This is a genomic window from Hydrotalea sp. (genome assembly GCF_049968455.1).
GTDB lineage: Bacteria > Bacteroidota > Bacteroidia > Chitinophagales > Chitinophagaceae > Hydrotalea.
Genome location: NZ_JBMFQT010000004.1, coordinates 87576 through 105464 on the forward strand (window position 1 = coordinate 87576; position 17889 = coordinate 105464).

15 protein-coding genes are annotated in these 17889 nt (G+C 35.7%); 4 read left to right on the top strand and 11 right to left on the bottom strand.

The genetic code is table 11. The annotated features are described in order from the left end of the window. Positions 1-74 precede the first annotated feature (74 nt). A complete protein-coding gene (gene mscL, locus ACP5P5_RS03990; protein WP_428284819.1) occupies positions 75-497 on the bottom strand; it encodes a large conductance mechanosensitive channel protein MscL in 423 nt (140 codons plus the stop codon). 56 nt (positions 498-553) lie between these two features. Beyond that, positions 554-1300, bottom strand: a complete 747-nt coding sequence (locus ACP5P5_RS03995) for a PPK2 family polyphosphate kinase (protein WP_428284820.1) — start codon at positions 1298-1300, stop codon at positions 554-556. 66 nt (positions 1301-1366) lie between these two features. Between ACP5P5_RS03995 and ACP5P5_RS04000 the strand changes: the two genes are divergently transcribed. After that, the gene (locus ACP5P5_RS04000; RefSeq protein ID WP_428284821.1) at positions 1367-2233 is read left to right on the top strand and encodes a DMT family transporter; all 867 of its coding nucleotides are present in this window, start codon (positions 1367-1369) and stop codon (positions 2231-2233) included. Between the two features lie 58 nt (positions 2234-2291). Here the strand turns inward: ACP5P5_RS04000 and frr are convergent, their stop codons facing one another. Then, entirely contained in the window at positions 2292-2855 is a 564-nt protein-coding gene (frr, locus tag ACP5P5_RS04005; RefSeq protein WP_428284822.1) for a ribosome recycling factor, read from the bottom strand. 105 nt (positions 2856-2960) lie between these two features. Further along, entirely contained in the window at positions 2961-4094 is a 1134-nt protein-coding gene (locus tag ACP5P5_RS04010) for a glycosyltransferase family 4 protein (RefSeq protein WP_428284823.1), read from the bottom strand. A gap of 188 nt (positions 4095-4282) precedes the next feature. On the opposite strand from ACP5P5_RS04010, the gene ACP5P5_RS04015 reads away from it, so the two are divergent. Further along, complete coding sequence (locus ACP5P5_RS04015) at positions 4283-5125, top strand: transketolase (protein ID WP_428284824.1); 843 nt, start codon at positions 4283-4285, stop codon at positions 5123-5125. 66 nt (positions 5126-5191) lie between these two features. Here ACP5P5_RS04015 and ACP5P5_RS04020 read toward each other — a convergent pair whose 3' ends face one another. Both ACP5P5_RS04020 and rbfA read right to left on the bottom strand, forming a co-directional pair. Further along, entirely contained in the window at positions 5192-6409 is a 1218-nt protein-coding gene (locus ACP5P5_RS04020) for an ABC transporter permease (protein WP_428284825.1), read from the bottom strand. A gap of 36 nt (positions 6410-6445) precedes the next feature. Next, positions 6446-6820 (bottom strand): 30S ribosome-binding factor RbfA, encoded by a 375-nt coding sequence (gene rbfA / locus ACP5P5_RS04025; protein ID WP_428284826.1) that lies wholly within the window; start codon positions 6818-6820, stop codon positions 6446-6448. A gap of 65 nt (positions 6821-6885) precedes the next feature. Here rbfA and ACP5P5_RS04030 point away from each other — a divergent pair, with 65 nt between their 5' ends. Beyond that, on the top strand, positions 6886-8706 hold the full coding sequence (locus ACP5P5_RS04030) for an ABC transporter ATP-binding protein (RefSeq protein ID WP_428284827.1): 1821 nt from the start codon (positions 6886-6888) through the stop codon (positions 8704-8706). A gap of 131 nt (positions 8707-8837) precedes the next feature. Here the strand turns inward: ACP5P5_RS04030 and ACP5P5_RS04035 are convergent, their stop codons facing one another. The 3 genes from ACP5P5_RS04035 to ACP5P5_RS04045 all read right to left on the bottom strand — a co-directional run bounded on the left by ACP5P5_RS04035 (position 8838) and on the right by ACP5P5_RS04045 (position 14829). Beyond that, the gene (locus tag ACP5P5_RS04035) at positions 8838-9734 is read right to left on the bottom strand and encodes a TraR/DksA family transcriptional regulator (RefSeq protein WP_428284828.1); all 897 of its coding nucleotides are present in this window, start codon (positions 9732-9734) and stop codon (positions 8838-8840) included. A 5-nt stretch (positions 9735-9739) separates the two neighbouring features. Then, a complete protein-coding gene (gene ileS, locus ACP5P5_RS04040; RefSeq protein ID WP_428284829.1) occupies positions 9740-13078 on the bottom strand; it encodes an isoleucine--tRNA ligase in 3339 nt (1112 codons plus the stop codon). 113 nt (positions 13079-13191) lie between these two features. Further along, entirely contained in the window at positions 13192-14829 is a 1638-nt protein-coding gene (locus ACP5P5_RS04045; protein ID WP_428284830.1) for an amidohydrolase, read from the bottom strand. A gap of 143 nt (positions 14830-14972) precedes the next feature. Here ACP5P5_RS04045 and hemN point away from each other — a divergent pair, with 143 nt between their 5' ends. Next, a complete protein-coding gene (hemN, locus tag ACP5P5_RS04050; protein WP_428284831.1) occupies positions 14973-16340 on the top strand; it encodes an oxygen-independent coproporphyrinogen III oxidase in 1368 nt (455 codons plus the stop codon). Here the strand turns inward: hemN and ACP5P5_RS04055 are convergent, their stop codons facing one another. Both ACP5P5_RS04055 and ACP5P5_RS04060 read right to left on the bottom strand, forming a co-directional pair. Next, entirely contained in the window at positions 16341-17222 is an 882-nt protein-coding gene (locus ACP5P5_RS04055; protein WP_428284832.1) for a ChaN family lipoprotein, read from the bottom strand. Between the two features lie 5 nt (positions 17223-17227). Beyond that, the gene (locus ACP5P5_RS04060; protein ID WP_428284833.1) at positions 17228-17773 is read right to left on the bottom strand and encodes a CopD family protein; all 546 of its coding nucleotides are present in this window, start codon (positions 17771-17773) and stop codon (positions 17228-17230) included. Positions 17774-17889 lie beyond the last annotated feature (116 nt).

Consider the following 17889-nt stretch of genomic DNA (forward strand, 5'->3'; position numbering starts at 1 on the left):
CTTTTATCACCATTTTATTTATCCACCAAAAAACAACCGCCCGAAGGTATTCGGGCGGAAGGCTTAATGATTGATTATTTTTTTAATGCATCACGAATTTCCATTAACAATTGCTCCGTAGGCGTAGGCCCGGGTGGTGGAGGTGGTGGAGGGGCTTCCGTTTTGCGCTTTAATCGGTTCATGGCTTTTACCAGTAAAAAAATAACAAAAGCCAGAATTAAGAAATTAATAACCGCAGTTACAAAACTACCCCAAGCAAGTACAGGCCCCAGTTTTCTTGCTTCAACAAGGGTTAAACCCATAGTTACCTTTGAAGAAAGAGGTATGTACAAATTCGTAAAATCGGCTTTAAATAAAATGCCTATAATGGGCATAATTAAATCATTAACTACCGAATCAACAATTTTCCCAAAAGCGGCACCTATAATTACACCAACTGCCAGGTCCATTACATTGCCCTTCGTGGCAAATTCACGGAATTCTTTAAAAAACGACATATTTTATCTAAGGTTTGGTTGAATTAAAAATAAGTGTATTTCACCATATCTTAAAATTATTTTTTAAGTCCCGGATATTGCATTTTTAATCCACTCAATAATTCATATAAATTTTTAGCAATAATATATTCCTTATACCAATGTGCATCTGAAGGAGTAATAATCCAGGGCACTTTATTACAATTATTTAAGCAATCTTCATACACTTCCATATACTCAGGCCATAATTTAGATTCTTCAAAATCTTTTTCGTTGTATTTCCATTGTTTTTGAGGATTTTTTATGCGTTCATCCAATCGTTTTAATTGCTCTTTATGCGATATATGCAAATAGAATTTTAAGATATGAGTGTGATTATGTTCAACCAATAAATTCTCAAAATCATTAATGGCACCCATTCTTTTAAAAGCCAATTTATTGTTGATGAGCTTGTGAACTCTGGTAACCAAAACATCTTCATAATGGCTTCTATTGAATATATGTATCATACCACGAGCCGGTGTATGCTGATGAATGCGCCACAAAAAATCGTGTGATAATTCTAATGATGTAGGTTCTTTGAATGAAGTAACCTGTACACCTTGGGGATTCAGTTTCCCAAATACATGCCGTATGGCCCCATCTTTCCCGGCAGCATCCATACCTTGTATCACAACTAGTATGGCATATTTAGACTGTGCATATAATAAATTTTGCAACTCATCCAACTGCACTATTAATTTTTCGGTAGCAGCAATAATTTTATTTTTATCCGTTTTTTTTGGCGGAAGTGTACTTATATTGGCTAATCGAATTTTGGCCATGATTAACGATTTTTTTAAATATACCACTATTTTGTAACAAAAAACTAGGTTTGCAAAAATTTTAGAATGCGAAAGCCTTTTTTCAGTTGGTTTTTATTTATAATACTTTCGTTTATTTGGGGCAGTTCATTTATTTTAATGAAAGAAGGCTTGAAAGCATTAACTCCTTATCAGGTTGCAACCATACGCATTCTAAGTGCAGGTGTTATTTTAGCCCCATTTGGAATAAGTGCGTATAAAAAAATCCCTAAAATAAAGCGCTGGCCTGTTTTGGTTTCCGGATTATTAGGAAGTTTTTTTCCGGCCTATTTATTTTGTTTAGCCGAAACAGAACTAAACAGTGCATTGGCCGGAATTTTAAATGCGCTTACGCCACTTTTTACTATTGCAACAGGAATAATGTTTTTTCAACAAAAAACTAAAATACAACAAGCTCTTGGTGTTATTGTTGGTTTTACAGGCCTCATATTGTTATTTTATCATAAAGGAGAATTTAGCTTTACGCATTTAGGATATGCCACTTATATTTTATTGGCCACTTTTTTGTATGGTTTAAATGTAAACTATGTTCGAAAACACCTGCAAGGTATTGGTTCATTGCATATTGCCAGCGTTGCATTTGGTTTATTGATAATACCTTGTTTAATAATATTAGCTTTTACAGGTTATTTTTCCCAAAACTTTAGTACAGCTTTTATACAAGCCAGTTTATTCAGTGCTTTATTGGGTATAATGGGAACTGCAGTGGCCACTATTTTATTTTATGTTTTGTTAAAAGAATCTGGCGCATTATTTGCATCGATGGTTACCTATGGAATTCCATTTGTTGCAGTGGGTTGGGGTTTATTGGCCGGTGAAGCATTTGGTTGGAATCAGTTAATTAGTTTATTGATAATTTTAAGTGGCGTTTACCTGACAAATAAATTCAAATAAAAAAGGCAAACACGCTTTATAGCATTTGCCAAATTATTTTATATAAAATGTTGACTGATTAAACGGTCATTATTTCTTTTTCTTTTACTGATAAATGCTTTTCAACCAAATTTATGTACTTATCTGTAATTTCCTGAATAGCTTTTTCAGCGTCTTTACTTGCATCTTCACTTAACCCATCTTTCTGCAATTTCTTTACCTGTTCAATACCTTCTCTTCTAATATTTCTAATAGCCACTTTGGTTTGTTCACCTTCAGCTGCCGCTTTTTTAACCATTTCTTTTCTACGCTCTTCAGTAAGCGGCGGCATAAATAAACGAATTTGATTGCCATCGTTTTGAGGCGTAATGCCAATATTTGCTTGCATGATAGCTTTTTCAATGGCAGCCAACATTTTCTTTTCCCAGGGTTGTATACTAATAGTTCTGGCATCCAAAACACTAACGTTAGCCACCTGCTGAATAGGTGTTGGCGCGCCATAATAATCTACCATAATACCCTCAAGCATCGCCGGGCTAGCTTTACCAGCTCTAATTTTTGTTAATTCAACTTCTAAATGAACGATGGCTTTTCCCATGCCACTTTCAACATCATCTATTATTAGGTTCAGTTCTTCAGTCATATTTTTAAAAAGATTAAGTGGCGCAAAGCTAATAAAGAATATAACACGATAGGAATATGGCCTTATAATTCATAGCTAAAACAGCAAGAACTTATACTAATAAAATTATTTTTCTGCAATAGCAGCAACGGAAGTGGTATTATTTGTGTTAATAGCTACATAAGTATTGGGTTCGGCCTCATGCAATATTAACTGTTTGTTTTTTTGTTGGCGAATTTTACCTAAATACAACAAGAATATGGCTGTGAAAAACACAAAAATTTGTGCCAAAATAACCTTAGTGGTGCCCATTGGTAAAGCAAAATAGCTAAGTACAATAAATAAAATAGCTGATATAGATAAACAAAGAGTTATTTTTTTGTGTGAATAACCACGGTCTAACAGTAAGTGATGCAAATGATTTCTATCTGCCGAAAAAGGAGATCGTTTATGAAATATACGAATGGCAAAAACCCGAAGCGTATCTAATAACGGCAATAAAAGAATGCCAAAACCCATAGCAGGAGCTGCGAAAACGGGTAGAATATGAGAACCTTCCGCAGTTTTAATAAAGTGAATAACCAATATAGCGTTTACCAACCCTAACAACATAGCACCAGTATCACCCATAAATATTTTAGCAGGGGATAAATTAAAACGTAAAAAAGCAATTAGGGCACCTGACATGGATATTCCCATTAATGCATACAACCAGTCGTTATTTAAATAGAAGAACACTGAAAAAATAATACAGGTAATTAACCCAATGGATGCTGCTAACCCATCAACTCCATCAATTAAATTGAAAGAATTCATTACCACAATAATAGTGAACATGGTTAATGGATAACTGAACACGGGCGGTATTATGCCAATATTTAAAAAACCGTGCATATCATCAATCAGCAATTTGCTTTTGTACATTAAAATGAAAGCTACTGCTAATTGACCTAAAAACTTTTTTAATGGTGTAATGACTAAAATATCATCTTTTACCCCAAAAAAGAATACAACGACAAATGCAGCAATATAATAGGGAAAACTGTGACCACGGGGAGCTACATCGCTCATTAATAAAAGGGCAATTAAAAATCCTGCAAATATGCCTACACCTCCTAATGAAGGAATGGGCGAAGCGTGTACCTTTCTATCGTCCGGCACATCGTATAATTTTTTCATCTTTGCAATTTGTATAATGGCAGGAATTGCAAGTAGTGTAATAACAAATGCCAATATTCCCCCTATAAATATTTTCTCCATGTAGGATTTTTTTCGAATGAGTAATCAAGTTTGAGGGGTAGAATTACGAAGGCAATATAAACGTTTTTTTTAAATCTTTAACATTTGTAGATAAAAAGCCTAAAAAAATCAATTTCTCATAACATTAGCTGCTCTAACGCTAATAATATTTAAATATCAATTATCTTGCCAATTCAAAATTTTAGACTATGGAAGATGTAGCAACTTTAGAAAAAACTGCCTCGCAAGTAAGAAGAGATATATTACGTATGGTACACGCAGTACAAAGCGGACACCCTGGAGGTTCATTAGGATGTGCTGATTTTATGACTGCTCTTTATTTCAACATCATGGATGTACACATCCCTTTTAATATGGATGGTATTGGCGAAGATGTTTTCTTTTTATCGAACGGACATATTTCCCCATTATTTTACAGCGTATTAGCTCGCAAAGGCTATTTTGATTTAAAAGAATTAAATACATTCCGAAAAATAAATTCACGTTTGCAAGGGCACCCAACTACCCACGAACATTTGCCGGGCGTAAGGGTTGCCAGTGGTTCATTAGGCCAGGGAATGAGTGTAGCCATTGGTGCAGCACTTTCTAAAAAATTAAACGGTGATAAACATTTAGTATTTTCATTACATGGAGATGGTGAATTAGAAGAAGGCCAAAATTGGGAAGCAATTATGTTTGCTGCTCACCACAAAGTAGATAATTTAATTGCTACCATTGATTACAATGGCCAACAAATTGATGGACCTACCAGTGTAGTAATGAACCTGGAAAGCTTAAAAGCTAAGTTTGAGGCTTTTAACTGGCATGTTTTAGAAATGAATGGAAATGATATGGATGAAGTAGTGGCAGGCCTGAATAAAGCCAAACAATTAACCGGACAAGGAAAGCCCATTTGTATTTTGATGAAAACTGTAATGGGTAAAGGGGTAAGCTTTATGGAAGGGCACCATGAATGGCACGGAATTGCACCCAGTGATGCACAATTAGCGGATGCATTAAACCAATTGCCTGAAACATTGGGAGATTATTAATTTTAAGAACATATTTTTGTTGAGGCTGGATTTAATGTCCGGCTTTTTTTATTATTTACTGTTACACTAACTTCTTAATGATAATTTTTCTTTTCCAGCTTTGAATGCAGGAAACCAGGCAGCTAGCAAAGTAATTACAAATACAGTTGCAATAACCAACACAAAATCACCCAAAGCTAATTTTACGGGGTAATAATCAATGATAAATGTTCCACCTCCCAAACTAATTAAATGAAATTTTATTTGAATATAACAAATAACCAATGCTAATATCATTCCTGCCCCACCGCCTACGGCAGCTATTAAAAAACCTTCCGTTAGAAAGATTTTTTGAATTAAGCCATCTGAAGCACCTAATGCTTTCAAAACGGTAATATCTTTTTGTTTTTCAAGTACCAACATAGTTAATGCACCAATCATGTTAAATGCGGCTATAATAAGAATGATGGATAAAATTCCATAAATAACCCATTTTTCAACTTCCATTACAGTATACAAACTTTCATTTTGTTGATAACGTGTTTGTACCTTAAAACTATTTCCCAACAAATGCTGCAATTCAGTTTGTACTTGTTGCGTATTGGCAGTTTTGGTTAATTTAATTTCAACGGCACTAAAAGTATTTGCATCCATATTCAGCATATACTTTACAAAAGCTAAATTGGTAAATACATATTTATTGTCAAAATCTTCTTGTATCATAAAAGTGCCGGCCGGCATTGCATTAAATGAGTATAATCCCTCCGCTGAAAGCATATTAGCAGATTGCCTGTTGGGCATATACAAGGTTACTGGATATAAACTTTTTTCAACATCTAAACCCAATGCATTTTCAATACCCGCCCCAACTACTAACTGGGGCTTTTGTATGGTGCCCAGATTAAAACTACCACGTATTAAATGCGTTTGTACCGGATTAACTTGCGTAAAACTACTATCAACCCCTTTTACAAATACAATAGATTGATTATCGCCATTCACCAATAAAGCTTTTTCTTCAGCTGTTAAGCTATAAAAGGCAACGCCTTCGGTATTTTGTATTTGCTGAATTTGTTTGGGTGTTAACAAAAAGGTTTTACCCACTTGCGGTGTTATGCGCAAGTCGGCATAAAAATCAGCATATAACCCCTTTACTAAATCTTCAAAGCCATTAAATACGCTTAGCACAATAATTAATGCAGCAGTACCTACCATTATTGCAGATATACTAATCCATGCAATAAGGGTAATGGCATTGGTAGATTTTTTTGAAGTAAAATAGCGCCTGGCAAATAAAAAATTCAAGTGTTACAATTTTCAAAGTTGGGCAATAGCAGTAGGCTATGAACCGGAATCCGGTTTTTTAGAAGCATTTATTTGTTTAAAAATTTCTTCCATTTTAAAAACATGATCTAAAGTATCATCTAAATAAAATTGCAATACAGGTATTCGCCTTAGCTGATGTTTTACCTTTTCGGCCAAGTGCTTTTTTATTTCCCAAGCCCGATCTTCTATGCGTTTCATGGCAGCTGCGGGTTGTTCAATTTTAAACAAACTGATATAAATTCTGGCCTCTAATAAATCGGGAGTAACCTTTACGTTTGAAATAGAAACCATGCCTCCCTCAATCATATTTAAGCCCAAATGCATAAAAATATCATTGAGTGTTTCTTGCAACACAGCTGCAACCTGTTTCTGACGTTTTCCTTCCTGCATAATCTTTAAGGTTTATTTGGAGGTAAATTTAGTTACTTTGCGGCTTTGTTATTGTAATATAATATATGAAGCGATTTTCCCGAATTTTATTTTACCTGAAATCACAGAAAAAAAACATTGTTTTATATGTTGTTTTCAACTTTTTATCCATTGTATTTTCGCTGGTTTCACTTGCTATGTTAGCACCTTTTTTGCAACTGTTGTTTGGAAAAGAAAAATTAATTGACTTAAAACCCAATTTTTCTTTTAGCGCCAGCGGTATTTTAGAATATTTAAAATACATATTAAGCCAATTGATTAAGACCCATAGCGAAATGTATGCCTTGGCATTTATTTGCCTGGTGGTTATTATTTCAATTTTTTTAAAAAATCTGTTCATTTATTTATCATACCGCTCATTAACGCCCATGCGTAACTATGTAATGACGAAATTAAGAGCTGATTTGTTTTCAAAAATTCTGATACTTCCCATTGGATATTTTACAGAGCAACGTAAAGGCGATATTATAAGCCGTATGAGTAATGATGCCAATGAAATTGAATGGAGCATCATTGGCACTTTAGAGGGTTTGGTAAAAGACCCTTTAAATATTATTATTATTTTAATTACACTTATTTTTTTAAGCCCTGCATTATCGTTGTTTTTATTGGTTTTATTGCCCTTAACGGGCTTTATCATTGGCCGTGTAAGCCGAAGTTTAAAGAAGCAGTCAACACAATCACAGGAAATACAAGGCTCACTGATGAGTATTTTGGATGAAACACTAGGCGGTTTAAGAATTATAAAAGCCTTTAATGCGGAAAATATTATTGGCAACAAATTTTTTAGTACCAATAACAAACTAAATGAGATAAGAAATAAGATGAATTTTCGACGCGATTTAGCTTCACCTATGTCGGAATTTTTAGGAGTAATTGTATTGTGTTGCATTTTATGGTTTGGAGGACGCCTTGTATTGGGTAGCAACACTTTTTTACAACCCGATGCATTTATTACTTATATTTTATTTTTTACACAAATTATTAATCCGGCTAAATCATTATCAACTGCATTTTATAATGCACAACGGGGAAGTTCGGCCATACAAAGAATTGAAGAAATTTTAAAAGCACCGGTAACCATTAGCGAACCAGACAATGCTATTATATTTAATGAGTTTAACCATGCTATTGAATTTAAAAATGTTAGCTTTAGTTATGATGAATACTCTACCTTACGCAATATTAATTTAACAATACACAAAGGGACTACCGTTGCTATTGTTGGAAGTAGTGGTGCGGGTAAAAGCACATTTGCAGATTTAATACCTCGCTTTTTAGATGTAAATGATGGAGAACTTTTAATTGATGGGATTAATATTAAAAATTACGATTTAACAAGTTTTCGAAATCATATTGGTATTGTTACGCAAGAGCCTATTTTATTTAATGATACCATTGCCAACAATATAGCTTTAGGCAGTGAAAATGCCACCCGAGAACAAATTATTCAGGCGGCTAAAATTGCAAATGCGCATGATTTTATATTGAATAAGGAAGATGGTTATGATACCAATGTGGGCGACAGAGGTAATAAACTGAGCGGTGGCGAAAAACAACGCATTACCATTGCTCGTGCTATTTTAAGGAACCCGCCTATTCTAATTTTAGATGAAGCCACTTCTTCTCTTGATACTGAAAGTGAACGGTTAGTGCAGGATGCCATTAACCACATGATGCAAAACAGAACTAGTATAGTTATTGCACACCGTTTATCAACCGTTAAACATGCGGATGAAATTGTAGTTTTAGATAAGGGTGTGATTATAGAACGCGGTACTCATCACCAACTCATTAATTTAGAGGGCACTTATAAAAGATTGGTAACTATGCAGGAAGTGCATTAAATAAGATCGATCGTGTTTGACATTAGTGATGAAAAATACCAATTTCCATCTTCTTTTAAATTAGCATATAAAAAATACAGGCTACCTTTTTCAAAGTAGCCTGTAAAAGTATGTGCTAAGATTATGCTGTCTTATTCATTACTTCCACCTTTATCGGGACCTTTTACCAAGCCCAATTTTGCTTCTAAACTAAGTGTAGCGTGAGGTACTGCGCGTAAACGTGCTTTATCAATTAATTTACCGGTTACACGACAAATACCATAAGTTTTGTTTTCAATACGCATTAAAGCTTTCTCCAAGTGATCAATATAAGTAATTTGGCGACTAGCCATTTGGCTTAATTGTTCGCGTTCCATACTCATTCCCCCATCTTCCATGGTCATGTAACGGCCTTCACTTTCATCGCCACCCAGCTCATCTTTGCGAGTGATTAATCCTTGCAAATAAGCTAATTCGCGTTTAGCGCTGTCTAACTTTTTGTTAATAAGCTCTTTAAATTCATTTAACTCAGAATCAGAGTACCGAACTATTGACTCTGCCGGTTTACTTGTTTCAACCCTTTTTTCCAAAGGGGTGTATCCCGGATTATAAGGTATACTACTTTTGGTACTGGTTTTTGGAACTTTTACTTCTTTTATAGGTTCAGGTTGTTTTTTCTTTGGCATGGCAACTGTTGCAGTTTTTGCTGTCTGCACGTGTTTAACAGGTTCTGAATAATTGTTTTCTTGCTTAGATTTTGCAGTAGCTACCACTTCCTTTTTCTCCGGTTGTGCCTTTTTAGGAATTGCGACCTTTTTTACCGGTGCAGTTGGCTTTTTTGCTGTAGCAACAGCTTTTTTAGCCGGTGCTGATTTTTTAGCAACTGCAGCCTTTTTGGCAGGTGCAGAGGCCTTTTTAGCGGGTGACGCTTTTTTAGCCGATGCTGCTTTTTTAGTTACTGCACTGGCTTTTTTGGCCGGAGCCGCCTTTTTTACCGCTTTTGCGGCAGGTTTTGCTGTTTTTTTAGGCGCAGTTTTTTTGGTAGCCATACTTTTTATCCTTTTTTGGTTACTGCCAGTTTTAGCATTTCACCATTAATTTCAACTGATACCCCATTTTGCAAATCGGATACCCATTGAATGGAATCTGCCAAAATTTCGCGGCAAATATAATCGTTAAATTGAATTATGGAAGGCTTTAATGAGGCATTTTCCATAATGTGTACGAATATACGGTCTGTTAATTCAAATTCATTGTCTTTTCTTAAATTTTGAATACGATTTACCAATTCACGGGCATTTCCTTCTTTTTCCAACTCGGGGGTAACTGTAATATCTAAGGCTACGGTGAGGGTTCCTTTAGAAGCGACACTCCAACCGGGTATATCTTCTGCCAAAATTTCAACTTCAGCTAAAGAAACTGGCACCTCCTCCTCATCTAATTGAATGTTAATGGCTCCATTTTGCTCCAGTAAACTAATTTGATGTTGATTTAATTGACTAATTATTGCAGCAGCCTGTTTCATTTTGCTGCCCATTTTAGCACCTAACGCTTTAAAATTAGGTTTTACCTTTTTCTTAATTATTCCTTCCGTATCCGTTAAAAACTCAATTTCCTTAACATTCACTTCAGCTTTGATTAAATCCGTCATTTTTGCCAACTGCGTTTGCATGTTTGCATTTAATACAGGTATCATTACTTTTTGCAATGGCTGCCTTACTTTAATGTTTACCTTTTTACGGATAGATAGCACCAATGAACTTACCTCTTGCGCCAATTGCATTCTTTCCTCCAATAAGGCATCAATGCACGCTGAATTGGGTTTAGGGAAATTGGTATGATGTACAGACTGCACATTAAACCTTTTGGCAACAGCATTCAGATTACAGAAAATAGCATCACTGAAAAAGGGTGATATGGGTGCCATTAACTGCACAATTGTTTCCAAACATTCATACAAAGTTTGGTAAGCGCTTATTTTATCTGTTTCATATTCTCCTTTCCAAAATCTTCTTCTGCACAAACGCACATACCAATTACTTAGCTGTTCATTTACAAAATCTTCAATAGCTCGTCCGGCAATAGTGGGTTCAAAATCGTTAAACGCATCCGTAACCTTTTGAATAAGGGAATGCAAAGAAGATAAAATCCATCTGTCAATTTCAGGCCTATCAGCCACCGGAATATAAGCTTCCTGAAAAGCAAATCCATCTACATTGGCATATAGTACAAAGAACTGGTAAGTATTATATAAGGTTCCAAAGAATTTACGCTGAACTTCTTTAATACCTTCCAAATCAAATTTCAAATTATCCCAAGGTGAGGCATTGGTAATTAAATACCAGCGGGTAGCGTCTGCACCAAATTGTTCAATGGTATCAAAAGGATTTACCACATTACCCAAGCGCTTACTCATTTTATTGCCATTCTTATCTAATACCAACCCATTGGATACCACGTTTTTATAAGCAACATTATCAAAAAGCATTACCGCTAATGCATGTAAGGTATAAAACCATCCACGGGTTTGGTCAACTCCTTCGGCAATAAAATCGGCGGGAAAGGCACTGCCTTTATCAATAAAATCTTTGTTTTCGAAAGGATAATGCCATTGTGCATAGGGCATGGCACCACTATCAAACCAAACATCCACCAAATCGGGCACCCTTTTCATGGGCTTTCCTGAAGGGCTTACCAAAATAATTTCATCTACATAAGGCTTATGTAAATCTAAAATACCCTGGTGTAGGTAATGTTGGTTAATATTTCCATCTAAAACCTCATTGGCTTTTTTAATAGCGTTGTTTAATTCTTCAACAGAACCAATGCAAATTTCTTCGCTACCATCTTCAGTTCGCCAAATGGGCAAAGGGGTACCCCAATAGCGGCTGCGGCTTAAATTCCAGTCAACCATATTTTCTAACCAGTTACCAAAACGACCTTCTCCGGTGCTTTTGGGTTTCCAGTTAATGGTTTTATTTAATTCAACCATTCTATCTTTTAATGCAGTGGTTTTAATAAACCAGGCATCTAAAGGATAATAAAGAATGGGTTTATCGGTGCGCCAACAGTGGGGATAGCTATGTTCATATTTTTCAACCTTAAAGGCTCGATTTTCTTTTTTCAGTTTAACACATATATCCACATTTACATCTTGGTAATTGGGATCATCGGTATAATTTTTTACATAACGACCACTAAATTCACCTAACCCATCTACAAATTTGCCCTGTTTGTCAACTAAGGTTAATATACCTATGCCATATTTCTTACCCACTTTAAAGTCGTCGGCGCCAAAAGCAGGGGCAATATGTACAATGCCGGTACCGTCGTCAGTAGTAACAAAATCGCCTAGCATTACCCTAAATGGATTTCCTCCAGATAAGGCAGGTTGATTGGCCTCATAAGGCATTAATTGTTCATAACGGCAATTCTCCAATTGGCTGCCTTTAAATTGCGCCAATTGCTGCCAGGGAATCATTTTATCGTTAGGCGAATAAGCAGCAAAATCGCTGTTTTCTGCTTCAGGTTTAAAATATTTGTGCACTAAATCTTTGGCCAATACCACATTAATGGGCAAATGGGTATAGGGATTAAAGGTTTTAATAAGTACATAATCTACATTGGCTGCAACAGCCAAACCCAGGTTGGATGGCAATGTCCAAGGTGTGGTTGTCCATGCTAAAAAGAAAAACTCATCGCCATGTAAAAGTTGATGAATAAAAGCAGATTGTTCATCTTGTACGGCTCTAAACATGGCCACACAACTGGTATCTTTTACATCTTTATAAGTACCCGGCTGATTCAATTCATGTGAACTAAGGCCTGTACCTGCCGCCGGTGAATAGGGTTGAATGCTTACACTTTGGTATAGTAAGCCTTTTTTATACAATTGCGCCAATAACCACCAAAGGGTTTCTACGTACTTATTATCGAAAGTAATGTAGGGGTCGTTCAAATCAACCCAATAGCCCATTTTAGTGGTAATTTCGTCCCATTTATCTTTATAGCGTAAAACCGCTTCACGGCACTTTTGGTTATAGTCTTCAATTGAAATTTTCTTACCAATATCCTCTTTAGTAATACCTAATTCTTTTTCTACACCCAATTCAACAGGAAGCCCATGCGTATCCCAGCCTCCTTTGCGTTTAACTTGAAAGCCCTGCATGGTTTTGTAACGACAAACCAAATCTTTTAATGTACGCGAAATAACATGGTGAATACCCGGCATTCCGTTTGCACTGGGTGGCCCCTCATAAAACACAAAGGGCTGTGCACCTTCCCGTAAGGTTATGCTTTTTTCAAATGCTTGATCCTGTTGCCAACGCAGCAAAATTTCTTTTTCAATAGAGGGTAAATGCAATGTCTGAAATTCGCGATAGGTATTGCTCATAAATTTGAAAACTAAGAATACGGTTTTAAAAGTTGCGAAGGTAAGGAATAAGTGCCTGAGTTAGGCCTTCCCTTTACATTCATTTGAATAGAAATGACATTCACCAAACAACGTTATTTTGAGTAAACTTTTTCACCGGAAATGAAAGTTTGCAACACTTTTGTTTGCAATACCTGCTGCCAGGGAATTTGCATTAAATCTTTGTCAAGCGCTATAAAGTCGGCTTTTTTACCGGGTTCTAAACTTCCGGTTTCTTTATCTAAAAAACCGGCTTTAGCGGCCCAAATAGTCATTCCTCTTATAGCCTCTTGGCGCGTAAGTGCATTTTGTGGTTGAAAACCACCTGCAGGGAATCCGGTACTATCAACCCTAAATACCGCAGCTAAAAAGGTTTTAAACGGCGATATATCTTCCACCGGAAAATCGGTGCCTAAAGGCAACCATCCATTTTGTTCTAAAAGGGCTTTATTGGCATAAGCTGAATTTATTCGCTGTTTACCCAAACGGCTTTCCGCCCAATACATATCGCTGGTGGCATGGGTAGGCTGTACGGAAGGCACAATAGAAGCCTGACCAAACCATGCTATGTCATTAGGATTTACGATTTGTGCATGTTCAATACGCCAACGTTTATCGTTTTTACCCTGCAAATATTTATTATAGATTTTCAGCATTACGCGATTGGCAGAATCGCCAATAGCATGGGTACACATTTGAAAATTAGTTTTGCTAAGTATAGCCGCCATTGAATCAAAATGTTGCTGGCTACTTAACAAAAAGCCATACCAACCCGGTTTATCGGAATAGGGTTGTAAAAGGCAGGCACCGCGGCTTCCTAAAGCTCCATCTGCATAAAACTTAAATCCATTTACAAATAAGCGATCCGTTTTATAGGGGCCTTTGGGTAAAAAGTAATCATAATTTTCTTTTCTATCGCTAAGCATAAGGTATAGCTGCATTTTGAGTACGCCGGCTTTTTGCAAACTATCAATTCGTAACACATCTTTATAGCTAAGCCCACAGTCAGTAACGGTAGTTAAGCCTTGCGCAAAACAGTTTTGTTGCGCAGCTTGCAGGCGGACAGAGAAATCCTTAGCGGACAGTGGCGGCATTACTGCTAAAACCGGTTTTTGGGCATTATCAATTAATACCCCGGTAAGCTTCCCGTTAAACATTTCAAAACTACCACCTTCAATTTTTTGTCCCGGCTTTAATTGGGCCAATTGCATGGCTTTTTCATTAATAATGGCTGCATGCCCATCAACCCTTGTTAAAAAAACAGGTGTATTTGGAAACAGTTGATTGAGTTTTTCTACTGAATTGGGAAATGCCTTTCCGGGCCATTTGTTTTGGTCCCAGCCCCTACCCAAAATCCAGGCTTCATTGGGATGCGATGCCGCAAAACTTTTTAATCGCTCTAATACCTCTTCAAAGCTTTTGGTATTGCGTAAATCGGCAGTAAATAGTTCTTGCCCATAACCTACAAAATGAGCATGTGCATCAATGAAACCAGGGAAAATAGTATTACCATTTTCATTCAACATTTCCTTGGCATTGTAATGTTGCAAAATGGAATCATTGGTTCCTATAGCTACAATTTTACCCTGCTGAATGGCAATAGCTTGGGCAGTATCAAATTGTGCGTTTACCGTATAAATGTGGGCATTGTAAACAATTGTATCAACCTGCTTTTTAGATTGACAGGCAAAAAACAAACAGGCAACAGGCAATATTTTAAACAAACTTCGCATCGTAATTAGTTGATTGAATGAACATTGAAGTTAAAAATTTATTGCAAGATGCTCTTGGCTATTTTACGCCAATATCAGAAGCTTATGATTTTAATCATTTTACAGAAGATGACTGCATTTTAGTTTTGTGAAAATTTATTATCATGCAGGTGAATCAACAATTATTAGAAAAGTACAATGTACCTGTGCCCCGTTATACCAGTTACCCAACTATTCCGTTTTGGAATGAAACCATTGAAATTAAGCAATGGGAAAATTTAGTGCGTAACAAATTTTCAAATGAAACTGACGGTATTAGTTTATACATTCATTTACCCTTTTGCGAATCATTATGCACGTATTGCGGATGCAATAAAAAAATTACAACTAATCATCAGGTTGAAGGTGAATATTTAGCAGCGGTTTTAAAAGAATGGCAATTGTATTTAAACTTAATGGAAGAAAAACCTGTTTTACGTGAATTGCATTTAGGAGGTGGCACACCCACATTTTTCTCCCCGGAAAATTTGTATAAACTCATTCATTCCATTTTACAAACAGTAAAGGTGCACCCCGATCACGAATTTGGATTTGAGGGACATCCCAACAACACAACATTTGAACATTTAAAAACATTATTTGAATTAGGTTTTAAGCGAGTTAGTTATGGCATTCAAGATCACAACCCAAAAGTACAAGCCATTATTAACCGCATACAACCTATTGAAAATGTAAAGAAAGCTGTTGAAACGGCCCGTAGTATTGGTTATAATTCCGTAAACTTTGATTTAATTTACGGTTTACCGCTTCAAACGGTTGAAAGCATGCGCACAACTATTGAACAAACAATAGCTTTACAACCCGACCGTATTGCATTTTACAGCTATGCACATGTACCATGGACCAGTAAAGGACAGCGATTATTTGATGAACATGATTTACCCAATGCCGCTACCAAAATGCAACTATATCAATTAGGGAAGGAAATGTTTAGCAAGGCGGGGTATATTGATATTGGAATGGACCACTTTGCTTTACCCACTGATTCATTACATGAAGCACAATTAAATAAAAAATTACACAGAAACTTTATGGGCTACACCACCCAGCAAACGCAATCTATGATTGGATTAGGTGTATCAGCCATTAGTGATATTGGGGATGCTTTTGCACAAAATGAAAAAACATTACACAATTACTATGAAGCAGTATGCAATAGTACTTTAGCCATAAGTAAAGGCATTGTATTAACCAATGAAGACAAGCACTTTAAAAAATACATTTTAGATATTAGTTGTAATGGCCAAACTATTTTAAATAAAGAAGATGAGGGTATTATTACCAAATTTGTATTGCCTGAATTAGAAAAATTGGAATTAGACAATTTAATTGAACTAGATGAAAATGTTTTAACGGTAACGCCTTTAGGTAAACATTTTATTAGAAATATTTGTAGCGCTTTTGATATTCGTTTAGCCCGCAACCATATACACAATAATCAACAACACGCACAGTTCAGCAAAGCTATATAACTAAAAGGTTTTAGGCACTGAAGGATTGGTAATAATAACAAAGTCGGCTAAATTTTGGAATTGTTTCCAATCAGGATGTTCAAATTGTGTATCACTAAAACAGCTAATATTCATCATTTTCAGTTTGGGAGCTAAGGCTTGCAAACGTGCATAAGTACCTAATTTATCGTCGCTATGAAAGCGGCCATTTACTTGAAAAATGGTGAATGATTTGTGCTTTTTCCAAAACCGATAAATGCTGTTTGCCATGGTTGCATCCCACAAATTTTGAGCATCAAACATATTTTGATTAAACTGCTCATGCCCACCCATAATCTTTTCGAATTTTTGTTGATAAGCTTGTTGAGCTTCCGTAAAAGGCAGAGGCGGCAAATAAGATTTTGAAAGTTTATCTAATTGCATTAATGATGCCACACCGTTTTGATGTACCATATTTACATACCTGCGCGGTGCATTGGCGGCAATTACCGGCAAATGATACAGTTTTGCCGTTTCAATCATCGGTTTATAATCTGCATAATTATTCCAAGGTCGGGCACTGGCCAAAAATTGTTTTTCGCTAATGTAGCCGGCAACATATTCATTTAAAGGAGCTTGACAATCGGTTTCAAACATTTCTAATGAAAGCGCTACGGGCTTATTGCTTTGCACTAAAGCTTTCAGTAAAGTATCTTCTAAATAATGTGCTACTGCATCATTATGGTCTTCGCCAAAAAAAACTACTTGCGCTTTTTGTAAATGACTTATTAACTCAGATAATTGAATGGTTTTATGTTGCGCAGCATCATATATCATGTAATTATTAGTCATATTACTTTGTGCCAATAACATTGTTTGAAATAGCAGACATAATGTAAATAATGCAATTAATTTTTTTAGCATAAAATTTAATTTTTACGCAATAGTTTATAAATTTTTATTGCAGTTAACAAAACTATCAACAAGGCTATCAATGCAACAAAACCCCACAATAAACTAATACTTTGTTTTACTGTTGCCAAAAAAACTATGGCAAACAAAAAAAGAGTAGCCACTTCATTCCATATACGCAATTGCTGAGATGTGTATTTATAAATGCCTTTCAATTCCTGATTAACAATTTTTTGCAATGAAAAATGATAAGCATACAATAAAACAACAAAAATTAATTTAATGAGCAGCCATCTTCCTTCAGGTGAAAAAATTACGCTGTAATAGTTACTTGAAATTAATACGCTGACGCCTAATATTAAGGTTATTATGGCAGATGGCCAGGTAATTCCATACCACAATCGGCGTATCATTATTTCAAATTGTTTGCGCAAAATACTACGTTCTATTTCAGGTTTTTCAGCGGCTTCAGTGGCATATATAAATAACCTAGGCATATAAAAAAGACCTGCAAACCAGGTTACCACAAAAATAATATGAGCGGCTTTTAAGTATAAATACATGGAATTAAAGATACGTTTTAATGCAACAACATTTCAGTATCGCCTTGGTTAAATTGGTTAATCCATTTACTTATAACCGATACCCACATTGGGTGAACATTTAAGCAAGGAATAGT